Annotated in this window: 19 protein-coding genes; 10 read left to right on the forward strand and 9 right to left on the reverse strand. The window is 65.8% G+C overall.

The window, feature by feature from the left end; genetic code table 11:
• Position 1 precedes the first annotated feature (1 nt).
• Genes upp through GLR48_RS17460 form a run of 5 tightly spaced genes read right to left on the reverse strand, consistent with a single transcriptional unit; the run spans position 2 to position 4,523 of the window.
• Complete coding sequence (upp, locus tag GLR48_RS17440; protein WP_237063279.1) at positions 2 to 649, reverse strand: uracil phosphoribosyltransferase; 648 nt, start codon at positions 647 to 649, stop codon at positions 2 to 4.
• The gene (locus GLR48_RS17445) at positions 646 to 1,632 is read right to left on the reverse strand and encodes an adenosine deaminase (RefSeq protein WP_237063281.1); all 987 of its coding nucleotides are present in this window, start codon (positions 1,630 to 1,632) and stop codon (positions 646 to 648) included. The genes upp and GLR48_RS17445 overlap by 4 nt, the downstream gene beginning before the upstream one ends.
• On the reverse strand, positions 1,629 to 2,804 hold the full coding sequence (locus tag GLR48_RS17450) for a phosphopentomutase (RefSeq protein WP_237063283.1): 1,176 nt from the start codon (positions 2,802 to 2,804) through the stop codon (positions 1,629 to 1,631). Before GLR48_RS17450 ends, GLR48_RS17445 begins: the two co-directional genes overlap by 4 nt.
• Position 2,805: 1 nt before the next feature.
• Positions 2,806 to 4,104: a thymidine phosphorylase gene (locus GLR48_RS17455; RefSeq protein WP_237064582.1), complete on the reverse strand. Its 1,299-nt coding sequence runs from the start codon at positions 4,102 to 4,104 to the stop codon at positions 2,806 to 2,808.
• A 2-nt stretch (positions 4,105 to 4,106) separates the two neighbouring features.
• A complete protein-coding gene (locus GLR48_RS17460) occupies positions 4,107 to 4,523 on the reverse strand; it encodes a cytidine deaminase (RefSeq protein WP_237063285.1) in 417 nt (138 codons plus the stop codon).
• Positions 4,524 to 4,642: 119 nt separating this feature from the next.
• Here GLR48_RS17460 and GLR48_RS17465 point away from each other — a divergent pair, with 119 nt between their 5' ends.
• Complete coding sequence (locus GLR48_RS17465) at positions 4,643 to 4,849, forward strand: DUF3072 domain-containing protein (RefSeq protein ID WP_237063287.1); 207 nt, start codon at positions 4,643 to 4,645, stop codon at positions 4,847 to 4,849.
• 70 nt (positions 4,850 to 4,919) lie between these two features.
• On the forward strand, positions 4,920 to 5,102 hold the full coding sequence (locus tag GLR48_RS17470; protein WP_237063289.1) for a hypothetical protein: 183 nt from the start codon (positions 4,920 to 4,922) through the stop codon (positions 5,100 to 5,102).
• Between the two features lie 10 nt (positions 5,103 to 5,112).
• Here the strand turns inward: GLR48_RS17470 and GLR48_RS17475 are convergent, their stop codons facing one another.
• Entirely contained in the window at positions 5,113 to 5,889 is a 777-nt protein-coding gene (locus GLR48_RS17475) for a hypothetical protein (protein ID WP_237063291.1), read from the reverse strand.
• 143 nt (positions 5,890 to 6,032) lie between these two features.
• Here GLR48_RS17475 and GLR48_RS17480 point away from each other — a divergent pair, with 143 nt between their 5' ends.
• The 3 genes from GLR48_RS17480 to GLR48_RS17490 all read left to right on the forward strand — a co-directional run bounded on the left by GLR48_RS17480 (position 6,033) and on the right by GLR48_RS17490 (position 9,501).
• Positions 6,033 to 6,254, forward strand: a complete 222-nt coding sequence (locus GLR48_RS17480; RefSeq protein ID WP_237063293.1) for a DUF3072 domain-containing protein — start codon at positions 6,033 to 6,035, stop codon at positions 6,252 to 6,254.
• A 67-nt stretch (positions 6,255 to 6,321) separates the two neighbouring features.
• A complete protein-coding gene (locus GLR48_RS17485; RefSeq protein WP_237063295.1) occupies positions 6,322 to 8,616 on the forward strand; it encodes an NADP-dependent malic enzyme in 2,295 nt (764 codons plus the stop codon).
• A gap of 96 nt (positions 8,617 to 8,712) precedes the next feature.
• Complete coding sequence (locus GLR48_RS17490) at positions 8,713 to 9,501, forward strand: hypothetical protein (RefSeq protein WP_237063297.1); 789 nt, start codon at positions 8,713 to 8,715, stop codon at positions 9,499 to 9,501.
• Positions 9,502 to 9,545: 44 nt separating this feature from the next.
• Here the strand turns inward: GLR48_RS17490 and GLR48_RS17495 are convergent, their stop codons facing one another.
• Positions 9,546 to 9,788 (reverse strand): hypothetical protein, encoded by a 243-nt coding sequence (locus GLR48_RS17495; RefSeq protein ID WP_237063299.1) that lies wholly within the window; start codon positions 9,786 to 9,788, stop codon positions 9,546 to 9,548.
• A 242-nt stretch (positions 9,789 to 10,030) separates the two neighbouring features.
• Between GLR48_RS17495 and GLR48_RS17500 the strand changes: the two genes are divergently transcribed.
• Positions 10,031 to 11,926 (forward strand): AMP-binding protein, encoded by a 1,896-nt coding sequence (locus GLR48_RS17500; RefSeq protein WP_237063301.1) that lies wholly within the window; start codon positions 10,031 to 10,033, stop codon positions 11,924 to 11,926.
• Positions 11,927 to 12,036: 110 nt separating this feature from the next.
• On the opposite strand, the gene GLR48_RS17505 is transcribed toward GLR48_RS17500, so the two are convergent.
• Both GLR48_RS17505 and GLR48_RS17510 read right to left on the reverse strand, forming a co-directional pair.
• Positions 12,037 to 12,219, reverse strand: a complete 183-nt coding sequence (locus tag GLR48_RS17505) for a CsbD family protein (protein WP_237063303.1) — start codon at positions 12,217 to 12,219, stop codon at positions 12,037 to 12,039.
• Between the two features lie 113 nt (positions 12,220 to 12,332).
• Positions 12,333 to 13,097, reverse strand: coding sequence for an NAD kinase (locus GLR48_RS17510; RefSeq protein ID WP_237064583.1), 765 nt, complete (start codon positions 13,095 to 13,097; stop codon positions 12,333 to 12,335).
• A gap of 178 nt (positions 13,098 to 13,275) precedes the next feature.
• On the opposite strand from GLR48_RS17510, the gene glyA reads away from it, so the two are divergent.
• From glyA to GLR48_RS17530, 4 genes are all read left to right on the forward strand, one after another.
• On the forward strand, positions 13,276 to 14,571 hold the full coding sequence (gene glyA / locus GLR48_RS17515) for a serine hydroxymethyltransferase (RefSeq protein ID WP_272911427.1): 1,296 nt from the start codon (positions 13,276 to 13,278) through the stop codon (positions 14,569 to 14,571).
• 125 nt (positions 14,572 to 14,696) lie between these two features.
• Complete coding sequence (locus GLR48_RS17520) at positions 14,697 to 15,356, forward strand: DsbA family oxidoreductase (RefSeq protein ID WP_237063305.1); 660 nt, start codon at positions 14,697 to 14,699, stop codon at positions 15,354 to 15,356.
• A 143-nt stretch (positions 15,357 to 15,499) separates the two neighbouring features.
• A complete protein-coding gene (locus tag GLR48_RS17525; RefSeq protein ID WP_237063307.1) occupies positions 15,500 to 16,825 on the forward strand; it encodes an RsmB/NOP family class I SAM-dependent RNA methyltransferase in 1,326 nt (441 codons plus the stop codon).
• Positions 16,826 to 17,065: 240 nt separating this feature from the next.
• Complete coding sequence (locus GLR48_RS17530; RefSeq protein WP_237063308.1) at positions 17,066 to 17,359, forward strand: ribbon-helix-helix domain-containing protein; 294 nt, start codon at positions 17,066 to 17,068, stop codon at positions 17,357 to 17,359.
• Positions 17,360 to 17,431 lie beyond the last annotated feature (72 nt).

Below are 17,431 nucleotides of genomic sequence, written 5' to 3' on the forward strand. Positions count from 1 at the left end.
CTTATTTGGTGCCGAACATCCGGTCGCCCGCGTCGCCCAGACCCGGCACGATATAGCCCTTCTCGTTCAGCCGCTCGTCCACCGCGGCGGTCACGATCTGCACGTCGGGATGCGCCTCTTTCATGCGGGCGATGCCTTCGGGGGCGGCCAGCAGGCAGAGGAAGCGGATGTTCGTGGCCCCGGCCTGCTTCAGCAAATCAATGGCCGCGACAGAGGAATTGCCGGTCGCCAGCATCGGATCGACGGCGATGACCATCCGATCCTCCAGCGCCTGCGGCACCTTGAAGTAGTATTGCACGGGCTTCAGCGTTTCTTCGTCCCGGTAGAGGCCGACGAAGCCGACGCGGGCGGAAGGCACCAGTTCGAGGATGCCGTCGAGCAACCCGTTGCCCGCACGCAGGATCGAGACCAGCACCAGTTTCTTGCCGTCCAGCACGGGGGCATCCATGGGCTGCAAGGGCGTTTCGATCCGTTCCGTGGTCAGCGGCAGGCTGCGTGTAATCTCGTAGGCCAGAAGCTGGCTGATCTCGCGCAGCAGCTGGCGGAAGCTGGCGGTCGAGGTTTCCTTACGGCGCATCAGTGTCAGCTTGTGCTGCACCAGCGGGTGGGTGACGTGGGTCAGGTGGCCGGCGGTGGAATGGTCGGTCATGGGGCAGGCTCCAGTCGTTTCAGGATCGCGTCGCGGGTGGCGGTGTCGCAGAAGGCAGCCTTGGCGGCGGCGACATTGGTGTCACGGAAATCCGCCTCTTGCCAGCCGAAGGTGCGTTGCAGGTTTTCGTATTCCGCGGTCATCGTGGTGTGGAAGAACGGCGGATCGTCCGTGCTGATCGTCACCGGCACGCCTGCGTCGCGCAGTTTTTCGATGGGATGCACGTCCCAGCCATCGACGGCCTGCAGCACGACGTTCGACCCCGGACAAACCTCGAGTGTGATGCCGCGTTCGGCCAGATCGTCGACCAGACGCGGATCCTCGATCGCGCGGATGCCGTGGCCCAGACGTTCGACGCCCAAGCTAAGCGTTTCGCGGATGCGCTGGGGGTCGCCCCATTCGCCGGCGTGGGCGGTCAGGCGCAGGCCCGCCTCCTTTGCCCGATCGAAGCTGTAGGCGAAATCGCCGGGGCGGCCTTCCAGCTCTGCCCCCGCCATGCCGAAGCCGGTCAGGAAATCGCCCGCCGTTTCCGCCGCGACCTTTGCCGCCTTGCGGCAGGCGTCGCGGCCGTGGTGGCGGACAGCCGTGGCGATGCCGCGCAGCACGATGCCGTCATCGCGTTCCGCGTCCGAGGCCGCTTGGGCGATGGCGGCGAGGTAATCCTTCCACGCGGACAGATCGCCGCCGCCGCAGAAGTCGGGGGACAGAAACGCCTCGGTGTAGATGACGCCGTGAAAGGCGCTTTCGGCCAGCACGGCGCGGGTCAGGCGGTAGAATTCCTCGGGTCCAGTCAGGACGCGGCAGGCCTCGTCATAGACACTCAGAAAATGGGCGAAGTCGCGGAAGGCGTAGCCGCCGTCAGCGTCAAAGATGCCGTCGAGCCTGATGCGCTTTTCGGCGGCGAGGCCCTTGATGAAATCCGGCGGGGCCGCGCCTTCGAGGTGGAGGTGCAGTTCGACTTTGGGGAGGGCGCGCAGGCTCATAGGAACGACTTTCCGGGTCCGGAGTGGGTGATGCCGAGGTGATCCGCGACGGAGGCCGCCACATCGACGAAGGCGATCTGGCCCAGCGCGCGCGGGCCTGCGCCGTGCACCAGCACCGGCACGCGTTCGCGGGTGTGATCGGTGCCGGTCCAGCTGGGGTCGTTGCCGTGGTCCGCCGTCACGATCAGCAGATCGCCGTCGCGCAGGCGGGTCAGCAGGTCGCCAAGGGCGTTGTCGAACCACGCCAGATGGCTGGCGTAGCCCGGAATGTCGCGGCGGTGGCCGTAGATGCTGTCGAATTCGACGAAGTTGGCGAAGGTGAAGGACCCCTCCTCCGCCCCGTCCACCAGATCGGACAGGTGGCCCATCAGGGCGCGGTCGTCACCCTTGCGGTTCTCGTCGATGCCGCGCATCGAGAAGATGTCGCCGATCTTGCCCACCGCATAGACGTGGCGGCCTGCGGCCTGCGCGTCGTCGCAGATCGTGGGGGCCGGTGTCGCGATGGCGTAGTCCTTGCGGTTGGCGGTGCGGCTGTAGTGGCCTTCGCTGCCAATGAAGGGCCGCGCGATCACCCGCCCGACCTTCATCGCATGCAGGTGGGGGGCGATGTCCTTGCAGAGTTTCAGCAGGCGGTCGAGGCCGAAGGATCCTTCGTGCGCCGCGATCTGCAGGACGGAATCCGCAGAGGTGTAGACGATGGGCCAGCCGGTGCGGATGTGTTCGGCGGCAAGTGCGTCGATGATCGCCGTGCCGCTGGCGTGACAGTTGCCAAGGATGCCGTCGGTTCCCGCCGCTTTGCAGATCAATGCCGTCAGGTCGTCGGGAAAGGCGGGCTGGGTGTTGGGGAAATAGGTCCAGTCCCATGGCACCGGCACGCCCGCCAGTTCCCAATGGCCGGACGGAGTGTCCTTGCCGGGGCTGACTTCGGTCGCGGCCCCCCAGGCGCCGGTCGGCTCTGCCCCCAGACCCGGTGCAGCGTCACCACTGGCGAGCGTGATGGCCGCCCCCAGCCCCAGCGCGTCCATGACCGGCAGGTGCAGGGTCTGCGCATGCGCGATGTGCGCAAGGGTGTTGGCGCCGGTATCGGGGCGCGTGCCGTTGAAGAAGGCGTCCGCATCGGGCGCGCCGCCGATGCCGACCGAGTCGATGACGACCAGAAAAGCGCGTGTCATGTCAGGTAATCCTGTCCAGTATCAGGGGCGTGGCGTCGGGCCGTGCGCCGATGGTGATAGCGGCCAGCACCGCATCGCGCGCGGCCTCTGCCCGGTCCTGCGTGCGGGCGTGGACGGTGGCGATCCGGTCGCCGCGGGCCAGTGGCGTGCCCAGATCGCGCACGTCGGTCAGGCCCACGGCGGGGTCGATGCGGTCGCCCTCGCGTGCGCGGCCACCGCCCAAGGCCACGACGGCCAGCCCCAGCGCCTCGCCGTCGATTGCCGTGATGAAGCCTGCGTGTGGGGCCGTGACGGCCAGTGTGACCGGGGCCTTTGGCAAGTGCGTGCGCCAGTCCTTGTCCATGTCGGGCGGCCCGCCGAGGGCGGCGATCATCCGCGCGAAGCGGTCCAGGGCGCTGCCGTCGGCCAGCGTCCGCTCCAGCGCCGCGCGGGCCTTGTCGGCGGGCCAGCCGGCCAGCGCCAGCGCCTCGCATCCCAGTGAAAGCGCCAGCGTGACAAGGCGGGGTGCGGCCTCTGGCTGGCCCGACAGCACGTCGAGGCAGACCGCCATTTCCGTGGCGTTGCCAAGGCTGGGGGCCAGCGGCTGGGTCATGTCGGAGAGCACGGCCACGGTCGGGCACCCTGCCCCGCGCGCCGTATCGACCAGCGCCTGTGCCAAGGCCGTCGCATCGGCGCGGGTCTTCATGAAGGCGCCGCTGCCGACCTTCACGTCCAGCACGAGCGCATCAAGGCCCGCGGCCAGCTTTTTCGACAGGATCGAGGCGGTGATGAGGTCGATGGAATCGACCGTCGCCGTCACGTCGCGGACGGCGTAAAGGCGGCGGTCCGCCGGGGCTATCCGGGTCGTGGCGCCGACGATGGCGCAGCCGACATCGGCCACGATGGCGCGCAGGTCGGCCTCGCTTACGTCGACGCAGACGCCGGGCACGGCCGAGAGCTTGTCGAGCGTGCCGCCCGTATGCCCCAGACCACGACCGGAGATCATCGGGACATAGACGCCACAGGCCGCCAGCATCGGGGCGAGGATCAGCGAGACGCAGTCGCCCACGCCGCCCGTCGAATGCTTGTCCAGCACCGGACCCGGCAGGTCCCAGTGCAGCACGTCGCCGCTGTCGCGCATGCCGGTCGTCAGGGCCACGCGACCGGCGGCGTCCAGCCCGCGCAGGCAGACGGCCATCGCAAAGGCACCGGCCTGCGCGTCAGTCACGCGACCGTCTGCCAGACCGGCGGTGAAGGTCGCCAGACCGTCAGGGGCCACGTCGCCACGCCGGACGGCGGCGATCAGGGCACGGGCATCCATCGTCATACCCGGCTCATGTAGTCCAGATCGAAGGCGCCGGGCAGCAGCGCGCCCACGGTCGTGTCCAGCACGGCGCCGTCGGTGGTGGTCAGGGTGACGGGGGTGTCGCCGCTTGCGAATTCCGCCAGTTTCTGACGGCAGCCGCCGCAGGGGCTGACGGGTTGCGGGCTGTCCGCGATGACGGCGACGGCCAGGATGTCGCGCGCGCCGGCGGCACACATGGCGGCGATGGCGCCCGCCTCGGCGCAGGTGCCTTCGGGATAGGCCACGTTTTCCACGTTGCAGCCGATGTGGATCGCGCCGTCCGCGGTGCGGATCGCGGCGCCGACCTTGAACCCGGAATAGGGCACGTGGGCGTTGTCGCGCACGGCAGTGGCGGCCGCGATCAGGGCGGCGGTGGCGGCATCGGGATGGGGCATGGTGGGATTCTCCGGAATTTGGCGTAACAGTGCAGGCCGGTTGCCCCGGATGCAAGCCGTTCGCGGGGAACTCTGGGCCATGCGCCCGCGTTACCTTACGCACACCACAGGAGGCTGCAATGATCCCCCCCACCCCACCCGTTGCGGGTCGCGATGATGCCATTGTCAACGCGGCGGACAGTCCGATGACCGACGATCAGGCGGATATGCTGCGCAGCCTGTGCGAGGATGCGAGCGAGCCGTTCAACGCGAACCTGACCGAGGCGGAAGCGCTGCAGCGGATCGCGGAACTGACCGACAGCCTGAACACCGATCAGAACCTCTGATCGCAGCCCGTTTGCGGCGGCGTCCGTCACGACGGCCCCGCCACCGCATCACACAAGAAGGACGAGACCGATGCCCGAAGGCCCCAACATGACCGAAGACCACCACATGATGAACGGCGAACAGGCCGCCATCCTGCAGGACCTGTGCGAAAAGACGGGCCATCCGTTCAGCGACCAGATGACCTCTGACCACGCGGACGAGATGATCGACCGCCTGTCGGCCCAATACGAGGCGCAGACCGGGACCAAGTGACCGCTGCGCGTCAACTTGGGAAGATGTTGCTCATTTCCGCCTCGAACCGCGCCCAAGTCAGGGTGGCGCGGTTCCCGGCGTAGCCGTGGTAGTGACTTTGGCCGCTGGAATTGGGCAGGCCCGCCCAGATCTTGGCCAGATTGTTCATGAAGGTGATCCGGTTGATCCGGCCCCCTGACAGGTCGTCGAACCCGGCCTCTGCCAGCAGGACATCGGCCAGCGCATCCTGCACCTGCGGGCTGAACCGGTCCTGCAGATCGACACCCACGATATCCACGACCCGCCGCAGGGTGGACGGGATGAACTGATAGCGCCCGATGGCGTGGGGCTGGCCGGGCGTCGCCTGGATCCAGCGATAGATTTCGGCGATGGTCATGTCCGTGGGGCGTTTGGCGGGCTTGCGCGTCGCACCGTAGTTCACGGCGTCATAGCCCGCGCGCCCCGCCTCTGCCGCTGCGATCAGGTGGCGCACACGCTCTGCCGGGGCGCCGCCCTGCAACAGGGCAAACCCGGTCATCGCGGTGTCCGTCGCGATCCGCGCGCGTTTCAACCGCACCGGATAGGGCGCGAAGAAGCTGCGCCCCGCGTCGCCCGCGAACAGGCTGGCGACCGTTGTTTCAGGATTTCGCTCTGGCTGGGGGGCCTGCAACTGGACCAGCGCGACCTGACCCTGCAGGATCGACGTTCGTCCCGTCAGCGACAACGCGTCCGCGGGGGCGTCGTCCGGGGTGGCAATCAGCAAACCCAGCACGAACAGCGCCAAAGAGAATTGTCTGAACAGCAGCATGTCGGCCTCTTGCATCCTGTGACGTCCGGGCAAACTGCGCGACAGAGGTTGATAATTCGTATGACACCGCAGCCCTGTGCCGCCTCCGGCGGAACAAAATCGCCACCGGAACATTATATGAACATATCATGAAAGGATGTCCCATGACCGATGACCTGAGCCACCCCAAGACCGATGCCCCCGGCAACGCGGAAAAGCCCGTCGATGACTGGGTGACCGGCGACGAAGCGATGACCGGCGCGCAGGCAAGCTATTTGCAGACGCTGTCGGAGGAAGCCGACGAAGACTTCGATCCGACGCTGAGCAAGGCCGAGGCGTCCAAGCGGATCGACGCGTTGCAGGAAAAGACCGGCCGGGGTGCGTAACCCGGCCTAGGCGCAGCGGCCGGGATGGTTTAGGGGTGAACCAGTTTCACCAAAGGACGGCCCGGCCATGCCCCCCGCAGATCACAACGACACCCCTTCCGACAGCCTGCGCAAGGCCGCGCTGGACTATCACCAGTTTCCCCGCCCCGGCAAGCTGGAGATCAGGGCGACCAAGCCGCTGGCCAACGGTCGCGACCTGAGCCGCGCCTATTCGCCCGGCGTGGCCGAGGCCTGTCTGGAGATCAAGCGCGACCCGGACACGGCGCGCGATTACACCACCCGCGGCAACCTTGTCGGCGTCGTGACCAACGGCACCGCGGTCTTGGGCCTTGGCAATATCGGCGCGTTGGCGTCCAAGCCGGTGATGGAGGGCAAGGCGGTCCTGTTCAAGAAATTCGCCAATATCGACTGTTTCGATATCGAATTGAACGAACCCGACCCCGTGAAGCTGGCAGAGATCGTCTGCGCACTGGAACCCACCTTCGGCGCGATCAACCTTGAGGATATCAAGGCGCCCGATTGCTTCGTGGTCGAAAAGATCTGCCGCGAGCGGATGAACATCCCCGTCTTTCACGACGATCAACACGGCACGGCAATCGTGGTCGGTGCTGGCATCACCAACGCCCTGCGCATCGCGGGCAAGGATTTCGCGGACGTGAAGGTCGTGTCGACGGGCGGCGGTGCCGCTGGCATCGCCTGTCTGAACATGCTGCTGAAACTGGGTGTGCAGCGGCGCAATGTCTATCTGTGCGACCTGCAGGGCCTTGTCTATACGGGCCGCGAACTGGACATGACCGACCAGAAGGCGGACTACGCGCAAGGCGACGAACCGCGCAGCCTGATGGACGTGATCGACGGCGCCGACGTCTTCCTCGGCCTGTCCGGCCCCGGCGTGCTGACGCCAGAGATGGTGGGCAAGATGGCCGATGTGCCGATCATCTTTGCGCTTGCGAACCCGAACCCGGAAATCGACCCTGCGGCCGCGCGTGCCGTGAACCCGAAGGCGATCATCGCCACCGGCCGGTCCGACTTTCCCAATCAGGTCAACAACGTGCTGTGCTTTCCGTTCATCTTTCGGGGCGCGCTGGATGCGGGGGCCACGACGATCAATGACGAGATGAAGATCGCCTGTATCGAAGGTATCGCCGCCATGGCGCGCGCCACGACCAGCGCCGAGGCGGCGGCGGCCTATCAGGGGGAACAACTGACCTTCGGTCCCGATTACCTGATCCCGAAACCCTTCGATCCGCGCCTGATGGGCGTCGTGGCCAGCGCCGTGGCGCAGGCGGCCTGCGATACCGGTGTGGCCACCCGCCCCATCGCGGACATGGTGGCCTACAAGCGGCAGCTGGACGCCAGCGTGTTCAAATCAGCCTTCATCATGCGCCCGGTGTTCGAGGCTGCGCGCACCGTCACCCGCCGCATCGTCTTTGCGGAAGGCGAGGACGAGCGCGTGTTGCGCGCGGCGCAGGCGATCATGGAAGAGACGACGGACGTGCCCATTCTGATCGGCCGCCCCGATGTCATTGCGGCACGCTGCGAACGCGCGGGTCTGGATATCCGGCCCGCCGTCGACTTCAAGATCGTGAACCCGGAAAACGATCCCCGCTACCGCGATTACTGGGGGACATATCACGACATCATGGCCCGTCAGGGCGTGACGCCGGATCTGGCGCGCGCGATCATGCGCACCAACACCACCGCCATCGCCGCCGTCATGGTCCACCGCGACGAGGCGGATTCCATGATCTGCGGCACCTTCGGGCAGTTTCTGTGGCACCTGAACTACATCCAGCAAATCCTTGGAAACGCGTCACTTCACCCGGTCGCGGCCCTGTCCCTGATGATCCTAGAGAACGACAGCCTGTTCATCGCCGACACCCAGGTCCACGAAGAGCCGACGCCAGAGCAGATCGCGGAAACCGTGATCGGCGCCGCCCGCCATATTCGCCGCTTCGGGGTCGAGCCAAAGATCGCACTGTGCTCTCACAGCCAGTTTGGCAATATGGACAGCTCCTCTGGCCGGCGGATGCGGGCCGCGATGGACATCCTGCACAGCGCACCCCGCGACTTCAGCTTCGAAGGCGAGATGCACATCGACTCTGCGCTGGACGTCGATCTGCGCAACCGGATCTTTCCGGGCGCGCATATGGACGGCGCCGCGAACTGCCTCGTCTTCGCCAATGCGGATGCGGCGTCCGGCGTGCGCAACATCCTCAAGATCAAGGGCAACGCGCTGGAGGTCGGGCCGATCCTGATGGGCATGGGCAACCGCGCCCATATCGTGACCCCGTCGATCACCGCGCGCGGCCTTTTGAACATGTCCGCCATCGCCGGCACGCCGGTCGCGCATTACGGCTGACCTTTCCGGGCGCGGCCCCTGAAAATCTGGTCCGGGCGGTTGCGCCCGCGACCTTGACCACCGGCGCGGCGCGCGCGGACCGCGAAAGGACAATCCATGGCCCACCCACCTGTCATCGCCTGTTTCAAGTGGGGCAAGGGTTATCCGCTCCGGGACACCAACATCCTGTTCCGCGCGCTGACCGATCTGATGTCGTGCCCGTTCACCTTCGTCTGCCTGACCGACGACACCGCGGGGCTGGACGATGGCATCACCACCCTGCCCCTGCCCGATTTCCGGCTGGCGCGGGACCACTGGGTGCCGGGGATGTGGCCGAAACTGGCGATCTTCAAGCCGGGGCTGTTCGCAGACGGCACGCCGATCCTGATGATCGACGTGGACGTCGTGGTGGTCCGTGACCTCGCGCCGCTGTTTGAGCGGATCAGAACCGTGCCGGGCCTGCATGTGATCAAGGACTGGCCAAACCTGTCGGAACGGGTCCTGCCCTGGCGCAACGCTGCGGCCCGCAAGTCGAACAGTTCCGTCGTGGGGTTCATGTCGGGCACCCAGCATCAGATCTGGGACAGGTTCCACGAGGCCGGTTGGGACACCTTGCAACCTTTGGTCAACGATCAGGATTTCATCCACGAGACCGCGACTGACCGTCATCACTGGCCGCGGGACTGGGTGCTGAGTTTCAAGAAGTCGCTTGTCTGGCACGCGCCGCTCGGCCGCGCCCTGCGCCCGGCAGGTCCGGGCGACGCCTTTGTCGTGGCCTTTCATGGCGCGCCCAATCCCGAGGATCTGGCGCAGCCGCACGGTCAGCGCTGGGGCACGCGGAAACACTTTGGCCATGCACCCGTGCCGTGGGTTGCGGATTATCTGGCGCGCTACGGCGACCGGTGACAGGGCGGGGATGGCCTTGCGGCCACCCCCCGGTTGGCAAGGGCTTACTTCTTCGCGGTCTGGGGCTTCTGGTCAGGCTGCTTAGCCTTGATGGTGTCCGGCGTTGTGGCCGGCTTCGGGGCCTGTTTCGACTTCGAGGGTGTACCGTGCTTGTCCATGATCTTCTCCAGGTGAACGGAGGCGGCGGAAGTGTCGTCCCGTGCGATCAGAGCTAAAGGCCGCAATGCCAACCCACAAGGACAGCACAAAATATAGCTGCGCAAATCGGCGAAATTGCGCCCGATCATTTCATATTCAGGCCATTTTCCGCAATATCACAAAATCACCGCGTTGTGATGGATCCGCCCCCCTTCTTCTGGTCAAAAATACTTCGGAGGTCCGGAGGCAGCGCCTCCGGCTGGCCCGCAGGGCCAGTCCCGCGCCACGCCTGTCAATTTCTTGACGATTCCGCCACCCCGGCGCGCGCCAGACTTGCTGCGGCGAAATCCCGCGCCTATCCATGAAGCGACCGTTTGGGAGGACGCTGACCATGGCCTACGCCAAGATCTACAAAAGCTGGCAGGACGACCCGGAGGCGTTCTGGATGGCCGAGGCGCAGAAGATCGACTGGGTCAAGCCGCCGTCCTATGCCCTCGATATCAGCCGGGCACCGCTCTACCGCTGGTTCGCCGACGCGCAGGTCAACACCTGCTATAACGCCGTCGACCGGCACGTGGCCAAGGGGCGCGGCGCACAGGTTGCGATCATCCACGACAGCCCGATCACCGGCACCGTCAGCCGGATGACCTTTGCCGAACTCAAGGATGCGACCGCGCGTCTGGCCGGGGCGCTGCGCGACCGGGGCATCACCAAGGGCGACCGGGTCATCATCTACATGCCGATGGTGTCCGAGGCGATCGTCGCCATGCTGGCCTGCGCGCGGATCGGGGCAATCCACTCGGTCGTCTTCGGCGGCTTTGCGGCGCATGAACTGGCCGTGCGGATCGACGATGCGACACCCAAGGCGATCATCGGCGCGTCCTGCGGGCTGGAGCCGGGGCGGACGATTGCCTACAAGCCCCTGATCGACGGGGCCATCGCGCAGGCCAAGCACAAGGTCGATTTCACCATCATCCTGCAACGCGAGCAACTCCCCTGCGATCTGACGGCGGGGTTCGATCACGACTGGCACGCCGTGCAGGACGGCGTGACGCCCGCCGATTGCGTCCCGGTAGAGGGCGATCATCCGGCCTATATCCTTTATACCTCTGGTACCACGGGCGCACCCAAGGGCGTCGTGCGCCCGACGGCCGGACATCTGGTCGCGCTGAACTGGACGATGAAGAACGTCTATAACGTCGATCCGGGAGAGGTGTTCTGGGCCGCGTCCGACGTGGGCTGGGTCGTGGGGCACAGCTATATCTGCTACGGTCCCCTGATCCAGGGCAACACCACGGTCGTGTTCGAAGGCAAGCCCGTCGGCACGCCTGATGCGGGCACCTTCTGGCGCGTCATTCAGGACCACAAGGTCAAGTCGTTTTTTACCGCGCCCACCGCGTTCCGCGCCATCAAGCGCGACGATCCCACGGGCGAGTTGATCAAGAACTACGACATCAGCAGCCTGCGCGCCCTCTATCTGGCCGGTGAACGCGCCGATCCGGACACGATCATCTGGGCGCAGCGGATCATGCGCGTGCCGGTCTACGATCATTGGTGGCAGACCGAAACCGGTGCCGTCATCGCAGGCAACCCCGCCGGGATCGAGGCGCTGCCGGTCAAGATCGGCAGCCCCACCGTCGCGATGCCGGGGTATGACATCCACATCCTGGATGAAGGCGGACACGACAAACCTGTCGGCGAACTGGGCGCCATCGCGATCAAGCTGCCCCTGCCCCCCGGCACCCTGCCCACCCTGTGGAACGCCGAGGACCGGTTCGTCAAATCCTACCTTTCGACCTTTCCCGGCTATTACGAGACGGGGGACGCAGGGCGTCTGGACGAGGACGGATACCTTTATGTCATGGCGCGCACGGATGACGTGATCAACGTGGCCGGTCACCGCCTGTCGACGGGCGCGATGGAGGAGATCCTCGCCAACCATCCCGACGTCGCCGAATGCGCAGTGATCGGCGTCAGCGACGCGCTGAAGGGGCAGTTGCCGATGGGGTTCGTCTGCACCAACAAGGGCACCACACGGACTGACGCCGAGATCATCGCCGACTGCATCCGCATGGTCAGGGACGAGATCGGCCCCGTTGCCGCCTTCAAGCTGGTCGCCGTCGTGGACCGTCTGCCCAAGACACGGTCCGGCAAGATCCTGCGCCGCACGATGGTGTCGATTGCCGACAACGCCGATTTCAAGATGCCCGCGACAATCGACGATCCGGCCGTGCTGGACGAAATTCGCGCAGCCCTGCGACCGCTGGGATACGGCGGCGCGGCCTGACGCTGGTCTGAGCGATCGGCTGGTCGCGCGGCGTCTGCCGCCTGCCCCGGATACAAAAAGGCCCCGCCTGCGACGCAGACGGGGCCGATTTATCGAAAAACTTCTTGGGTTCAGATGTCGTCGCCCAGTGCACCCTTCACGGTGCCGGTCGCCTTTTGCACATCGCCCTTGGCTTGCTGTGCCTTGCCTTCGGCCTCCAGACGCTCGTTGTCCGTGGCCTTGCCAGCGACTTCCTTGGCGGCACCGGCGATCTTGTTGCCGGCGGCCTTGGTCTTGTCTGTCAGTTCGCCCATGATAAATCTCCTATCATAACAGGGAGTTGGCTTCGGTTATCGTCGCCATCCCCTCTATTGACAAAACACCGGGCCGACTGAAAGGTTCCCGGCGCGCCGCAGGAAAACCCGGCTCAGGAGAATTGCTCTTGGAACAACCGCTCCTCCAGCCCGTGGCCGGGATCGAAGAGGATGCGATGGCGGATCGTCGGATCCGACCGGATTTCGACGCTGACAACGTTGCGGACAGCCTTGCCATCGGCGTCGGCCATGACGGGCCGTTTTTCAGGGTTCAGCACGTCGATGCGCACGACAGAGGTCTTGGCCAGCAAGGCCCCCCGCCAGCGGCGCGGCCGGAACGCCGCCATCGCCGTCAGCGCCAGCACGTCGGATCCGATCGGCAGGATGGGCCCGTGCGCGCTGTAGTTATAGGCGGTCGAGCCTGCGGGCGTGCAGACCAGCGCGCCGTCGCAGACCAGTTCTTCCATCCGCAGCTTGCCGTCCACGGTGATCCGCAGTTTCGCGGCCTGCGGGCCTGCGCGCAGCAGGGACACCTCGTTGATCGCCAGCGCCGTGTGCATCGACCCGTCGGCGGACAGCGCCGTCATGCTGAGGGGATTGACGATCTCTTCCTCGGCCTCTTGCAGCCGCTGCACCAGATTGTCGCCGGCGTAGGCGTTCATCAGGAACCCCACGGTGCCGCGGTTCATGCCGTAGACGGGGGCGTCCAGATCCTGCGTCGCATGCAGGGTCTGCAGCATGAAGCCGTCACCGCCCAGCGCCACGATGAACTGCGCCTCGGCCAGCGGCGCGTTGCCGTGCCGGGCGATCAGATCGGCCATCGCCTCTTGGGCGATCGGGGCCTCGCTGGCCAGAAAGGCGATCCGCAGGCGGGGCATGGGCAGGCTTTCCATCGGGTTCATTGCGGATTTGTCCATGGTTCGCAGCTGAAACGCAAGCGCAGCCGCGCGGCCGCGCGTCGGTGCCCCGCAAGCCCGGGTCGTTTTGCCGCTTTTGACCGGACCGGGATTGGCGTATGAGGGCGGGGATACGCACTCCTGCCTGAAAGGACTCGCCATGAACGCGACAACCCGCGACGACGGCTTTTTCACCGAAACGCTTGCCAGCCGCGATCCCGCACTCGCCGCCGCGATGACCGCCGAACTTGGTCGCCAGCGCAAGGAGATCGAGCTGATCGCATCAGAGAACATCGTCAGCGCCGCCGTGATGGAAGCGCAGGGCGGCGTCATGACCAACAAGTATGCCGAAGGCTATCCGGGGCGCCGCTATTACGGGGGCTGCCAGCACGTCGACGTGGCCGAAAATCTGGCCATCGACCGCGCCAAACAGCTGTTCGGCTGTGACTTCGTGAACGTGCAGCCGAACTCCGGCTCTCAGGCCAACCAGGGTGTGTTTCAGGCGCTGCTGTCGCCGGGTGACACGATTCTGGGGATGTCGCTGGATGCGGGCGGCCACCTGACCCACGGGGCGCGCCCGAACCAGTCGGGCAAATGGTTCAACGCCGTGCAATACGGTGTGCGCGAACAGGATCTGGAACTGGACTACGATCAGGTCGCGGACCTTGCGGCAGAGCATCAGCCCAAGATGATCATCGCCGGCGGCTCTGCCATTCCGCGCATCATCGATTTCGAGCGGATGCGCAGCATTGCCGACAGCGTCGGTGCCTACCTGCTGGTGGACATGGCGCATTTCGCGGGTCTGGTGGCGGCGGGTCTTTACCCCTCGCCCTTCCCGCACGCGCATATCGCCACGACGACCACGCACAAGACCCTGCGCGGCCCGCGCGGCGGCATGATCCTGACCAATGACGAAGGCATCGCCAAGAAGGTGAACTCTGCCATCTTCCCGGGCATTCAGGGTGGTCCGCTGATGCACGTGATCGCGGCCAAGGCCGTCGCCTTTGGCGAGGCGCTGCGGCCCGAGTTCAAGGCCTATCAGAAACAGGTCATCGCCAATGCGCAGGCGCTGGCGGACGAGCTGATGAAGGGCGGTCTGGACATCGTCACGGGCGGCACCGACACGCACCTGATGCTAGTCGATCTGCGCCCCAAGCACGTGAAGGGCAACGCGACCGAAACCGCCCTTGGCCGCGCCCATATCACCTGCAACAAGAACGGCATCCCCTTCGATCCGGAAAAGCCGACGGTCACATCCGGTGTGCGTTTGGGGTCCCCCGCAGGCACGACCCGCGGGTTCACGGAAACCGAGTTCCGCCAGATCGGCCGCTGGATCGTCGAGGTCGTCGACGGGCTGGCCGAGAACGGGGAGACCGGCAATTCTGACGTCGAGGAGCGGGTCCGCCGCGAAGTCGAGGCGCTGTGTGACGCCTTCCCGATCTATCCGAACCTCTGATTTCGGCCTTCCGTTACCACAGGCCGTCGCACCCGCGGCGGCCTGTGGTCTTGTGCCGGCCCCTTGTTTCCGGCCCTGACGCAACCATCTGATGCGCAGACACATTCAAAACCCAAGGCACCGCCATGACCGACCAGCCCCTGCGCATCGACATCGTTTCCGACATCGTCTGTCCGTGGTGCATCGTGGGGTATCGGCAGCTGAAACAGGCGCTGGACGCGACCGGCACCGCCTATGACCTGCACTGGCACCCGTTCGAGCTGAACCCGGGCATGGGGGCCGAAGGTCAGAACATGACCGAGCACATCGCCGAGAAATACGGCAGCACCAAAGCCGAGAGCAATGCCAACCGCGACCGGCTGACGGCGCTGGGCCGTGATCTGGATTTCACCTTTGCCTTTACCGACGACAGCCGGATGCACAACACCTTCAACGCGCACCAACTGATCCACTGGGCCGACACGGTGGACCGCGGTCACGATCTGAAGCAGGCGCTGTTCACCGCCCATTTCACCGACGGGCGCGACCTGTCCGATCCAGAGGTGCTGGTGCAGATCGCATCGGAGACCGGGTTCGACGCGGCCGAGGCGCGCGCGGTGCTGGACGACCAGCGCTATGCCGCCGACGTGCGGCAGGCCGAGCAGTTCTGGACCCGTCAGGGGATCAGCGGCGTGCCCGCCGTGATCTTCAATCAGCGGCATCTGGTGACCGGCGCGCAGGGCGTGGACAATTATACCAGCATTCTGACCCAACTGACGGACGCCGCGACCGCCGCCGCGCGCTGAGGCGCGGCGGCAGGGGAAATTTCCCTGACGAGGTGCAACGCGATAAGATTGTCCGTTTTCAAGCGGCAGCACTGCCGCTAGAGAGCCTGAACGGGTCATTGACCCGCCGCACCTTTTCCTGAGACTTTCGAAGACGTCTGACCGTGACCCCAGCAACCCGCCTATCCGCTGCCCTTGACCTGTTGGGCGACGTCGCGCGTGACGCGCGCCCGGCGGACGCTGTCGTGTCGGCCTGGTTGCGCACACGGCGCGGCATGGACGACAGCGACCGTGGGGCCATTCTTGAGACGCTGAACGGCGTGCTGCGGCACCATTCGCGTCTGGGCTGGTGGCTGGACCGGCAGGGCTGCAGCGATACCCCGCGCAGCCGGCTGCTGGCATGGCTCGCGCTGGTCGAGCGCCGTTCGCCGGATCAGATCCGGCGTCTGTTCAGCGGCGCCAGGGACGCGCCCCCTGCCCTGACCGACGATGACGCCCCACTGCTGACCGCATTGCAGGGCAGCACCATCCTGCACCCCGACATGCCCGAAGAGGTGCGTCTGGAATGTCCGGACTGGGCTGCAGGCCCGCTGCGCCACAGGTTCAAAGAGCAGTTTGCCGCAGAGATGGCGGCCCTTCTGACACCGCCGCCGCTGGATCTGCGGGTCAACACGATCAGATCGACGCGCGACGCCATGCTGCGCAGGTTGCAGGATCTTGGCCTGCCAGCCGAAGCCGCGGCACTGGCGCCGCACGGGATCCGGATCAGGGAACGCCTGTCGCTGGCGCGCCTTGCACCGCTGAAGACCGGAGAGGTCGAAATTCAGGACGAGGGGTCGCAGCTTGTCGCCCTGCTGGTCGATGCCCGCCCCGGCGAGAGGGTCGTCGATTTCTGCGCCGGAGCCGGTGGCAAGACTCTGGCGATCGCCGCCCAGATGAACAACAAGGGCCATATCGCCGCCTGCGACGTCAGCGAAGGACGGCTGAAACGCTGCGCGGAACGGCTGCGCAAGGCCGGGCTGCACAATGTGCAGACCCAGCTGCTGACCAGCGAGACGGACCGCTGGGTCAAACGCCGCAAGCGCAGTTTCGACCGGGTTCTGATCGACGCCCCCTGCAGCGGCACGGGCACATGGCGGCGCAATCCCGATGCCCGCTGGCGGGCGCATCGGCAAGAAGGTCTGGAGGAGCTTGTCGCTTTGCAGTCGCGCATCCTGACCAGTGCAGCACGCCTTGTGAAACCGGGCGGGCGCCTAGTCTATGCCACCTGCTCGATGTTGTCAGAAGAGAACGAGGCGCAGGTCGTGGCCTTCCTTGCGGCGCACCCGGATTTTCGCGTGGTGCCGATACGGGACGTCGCGCCACAGTTGGCGGGGCAGACCGTTGACGGCTTTCTGTCGCTGACACCGGCGCGCCACGATACCGACGGCTTTTTCGCCGCCGTGATGCAGCGGGAAGCTGAATCCGTGCCGCCGCCGGAGTCCGTCTGACCCAGAAGGGTGCCACGTCAGGCCGTCACCTTCATCGCAATGGCCACGTCTGATCAGGCGGCATCTTGGCGTCACGGCTTCCATGCGATGACCTTGGCATACCGTGTGTCTGCGACCCTTCATCACGATCACGCGCCCTCAATGGACAGCTCAGATTGTTTCGACTACGATTTCTGCAAGCTTTGATGGTGCGCGGTCCCCTTGACACCGCGCGGCGTCAATTCGGGGGGGAGAATCCATATGTGTCATATTTTCGCCGGTCAGGATCCGCATCGCTATGCCAGTCAGACCCGCCGCCTGCGGCTGAACGGGCAAAGCACCAGCATCCGGCTTGAAAATGCCTTTTGGGCGGTCATCGACCAGATCGCGGCCCGCGACGGGGTGACAACGCCGATGTTCATCTCGAAACTGCACGCGGAAGTGCTTGAACTGCATGGCGAGCCGGAGAATTTCACCTCGCTGCTGCGGTGCGCCTGCCTGAAGTTCATGGACACCTCTGCCACCGCCCGGCGCTTCGAGATCGCCGCCGAATAGACCCGATCATCGCACCGCGATAAAATGCGCGGGTAGTAGGTCCATACTACCCGGCCCGAGGCCAACCCGTCC

The sequence above is a fragment of the Loktanella sp. M215 genome (assembly GCF_021735925.1).
Classification (GTDB): Bacteria; Pseudomonadota; Alphaproteobacteria; order Rhodobacterales; family Rhodobacteraceae; genus Loktanella.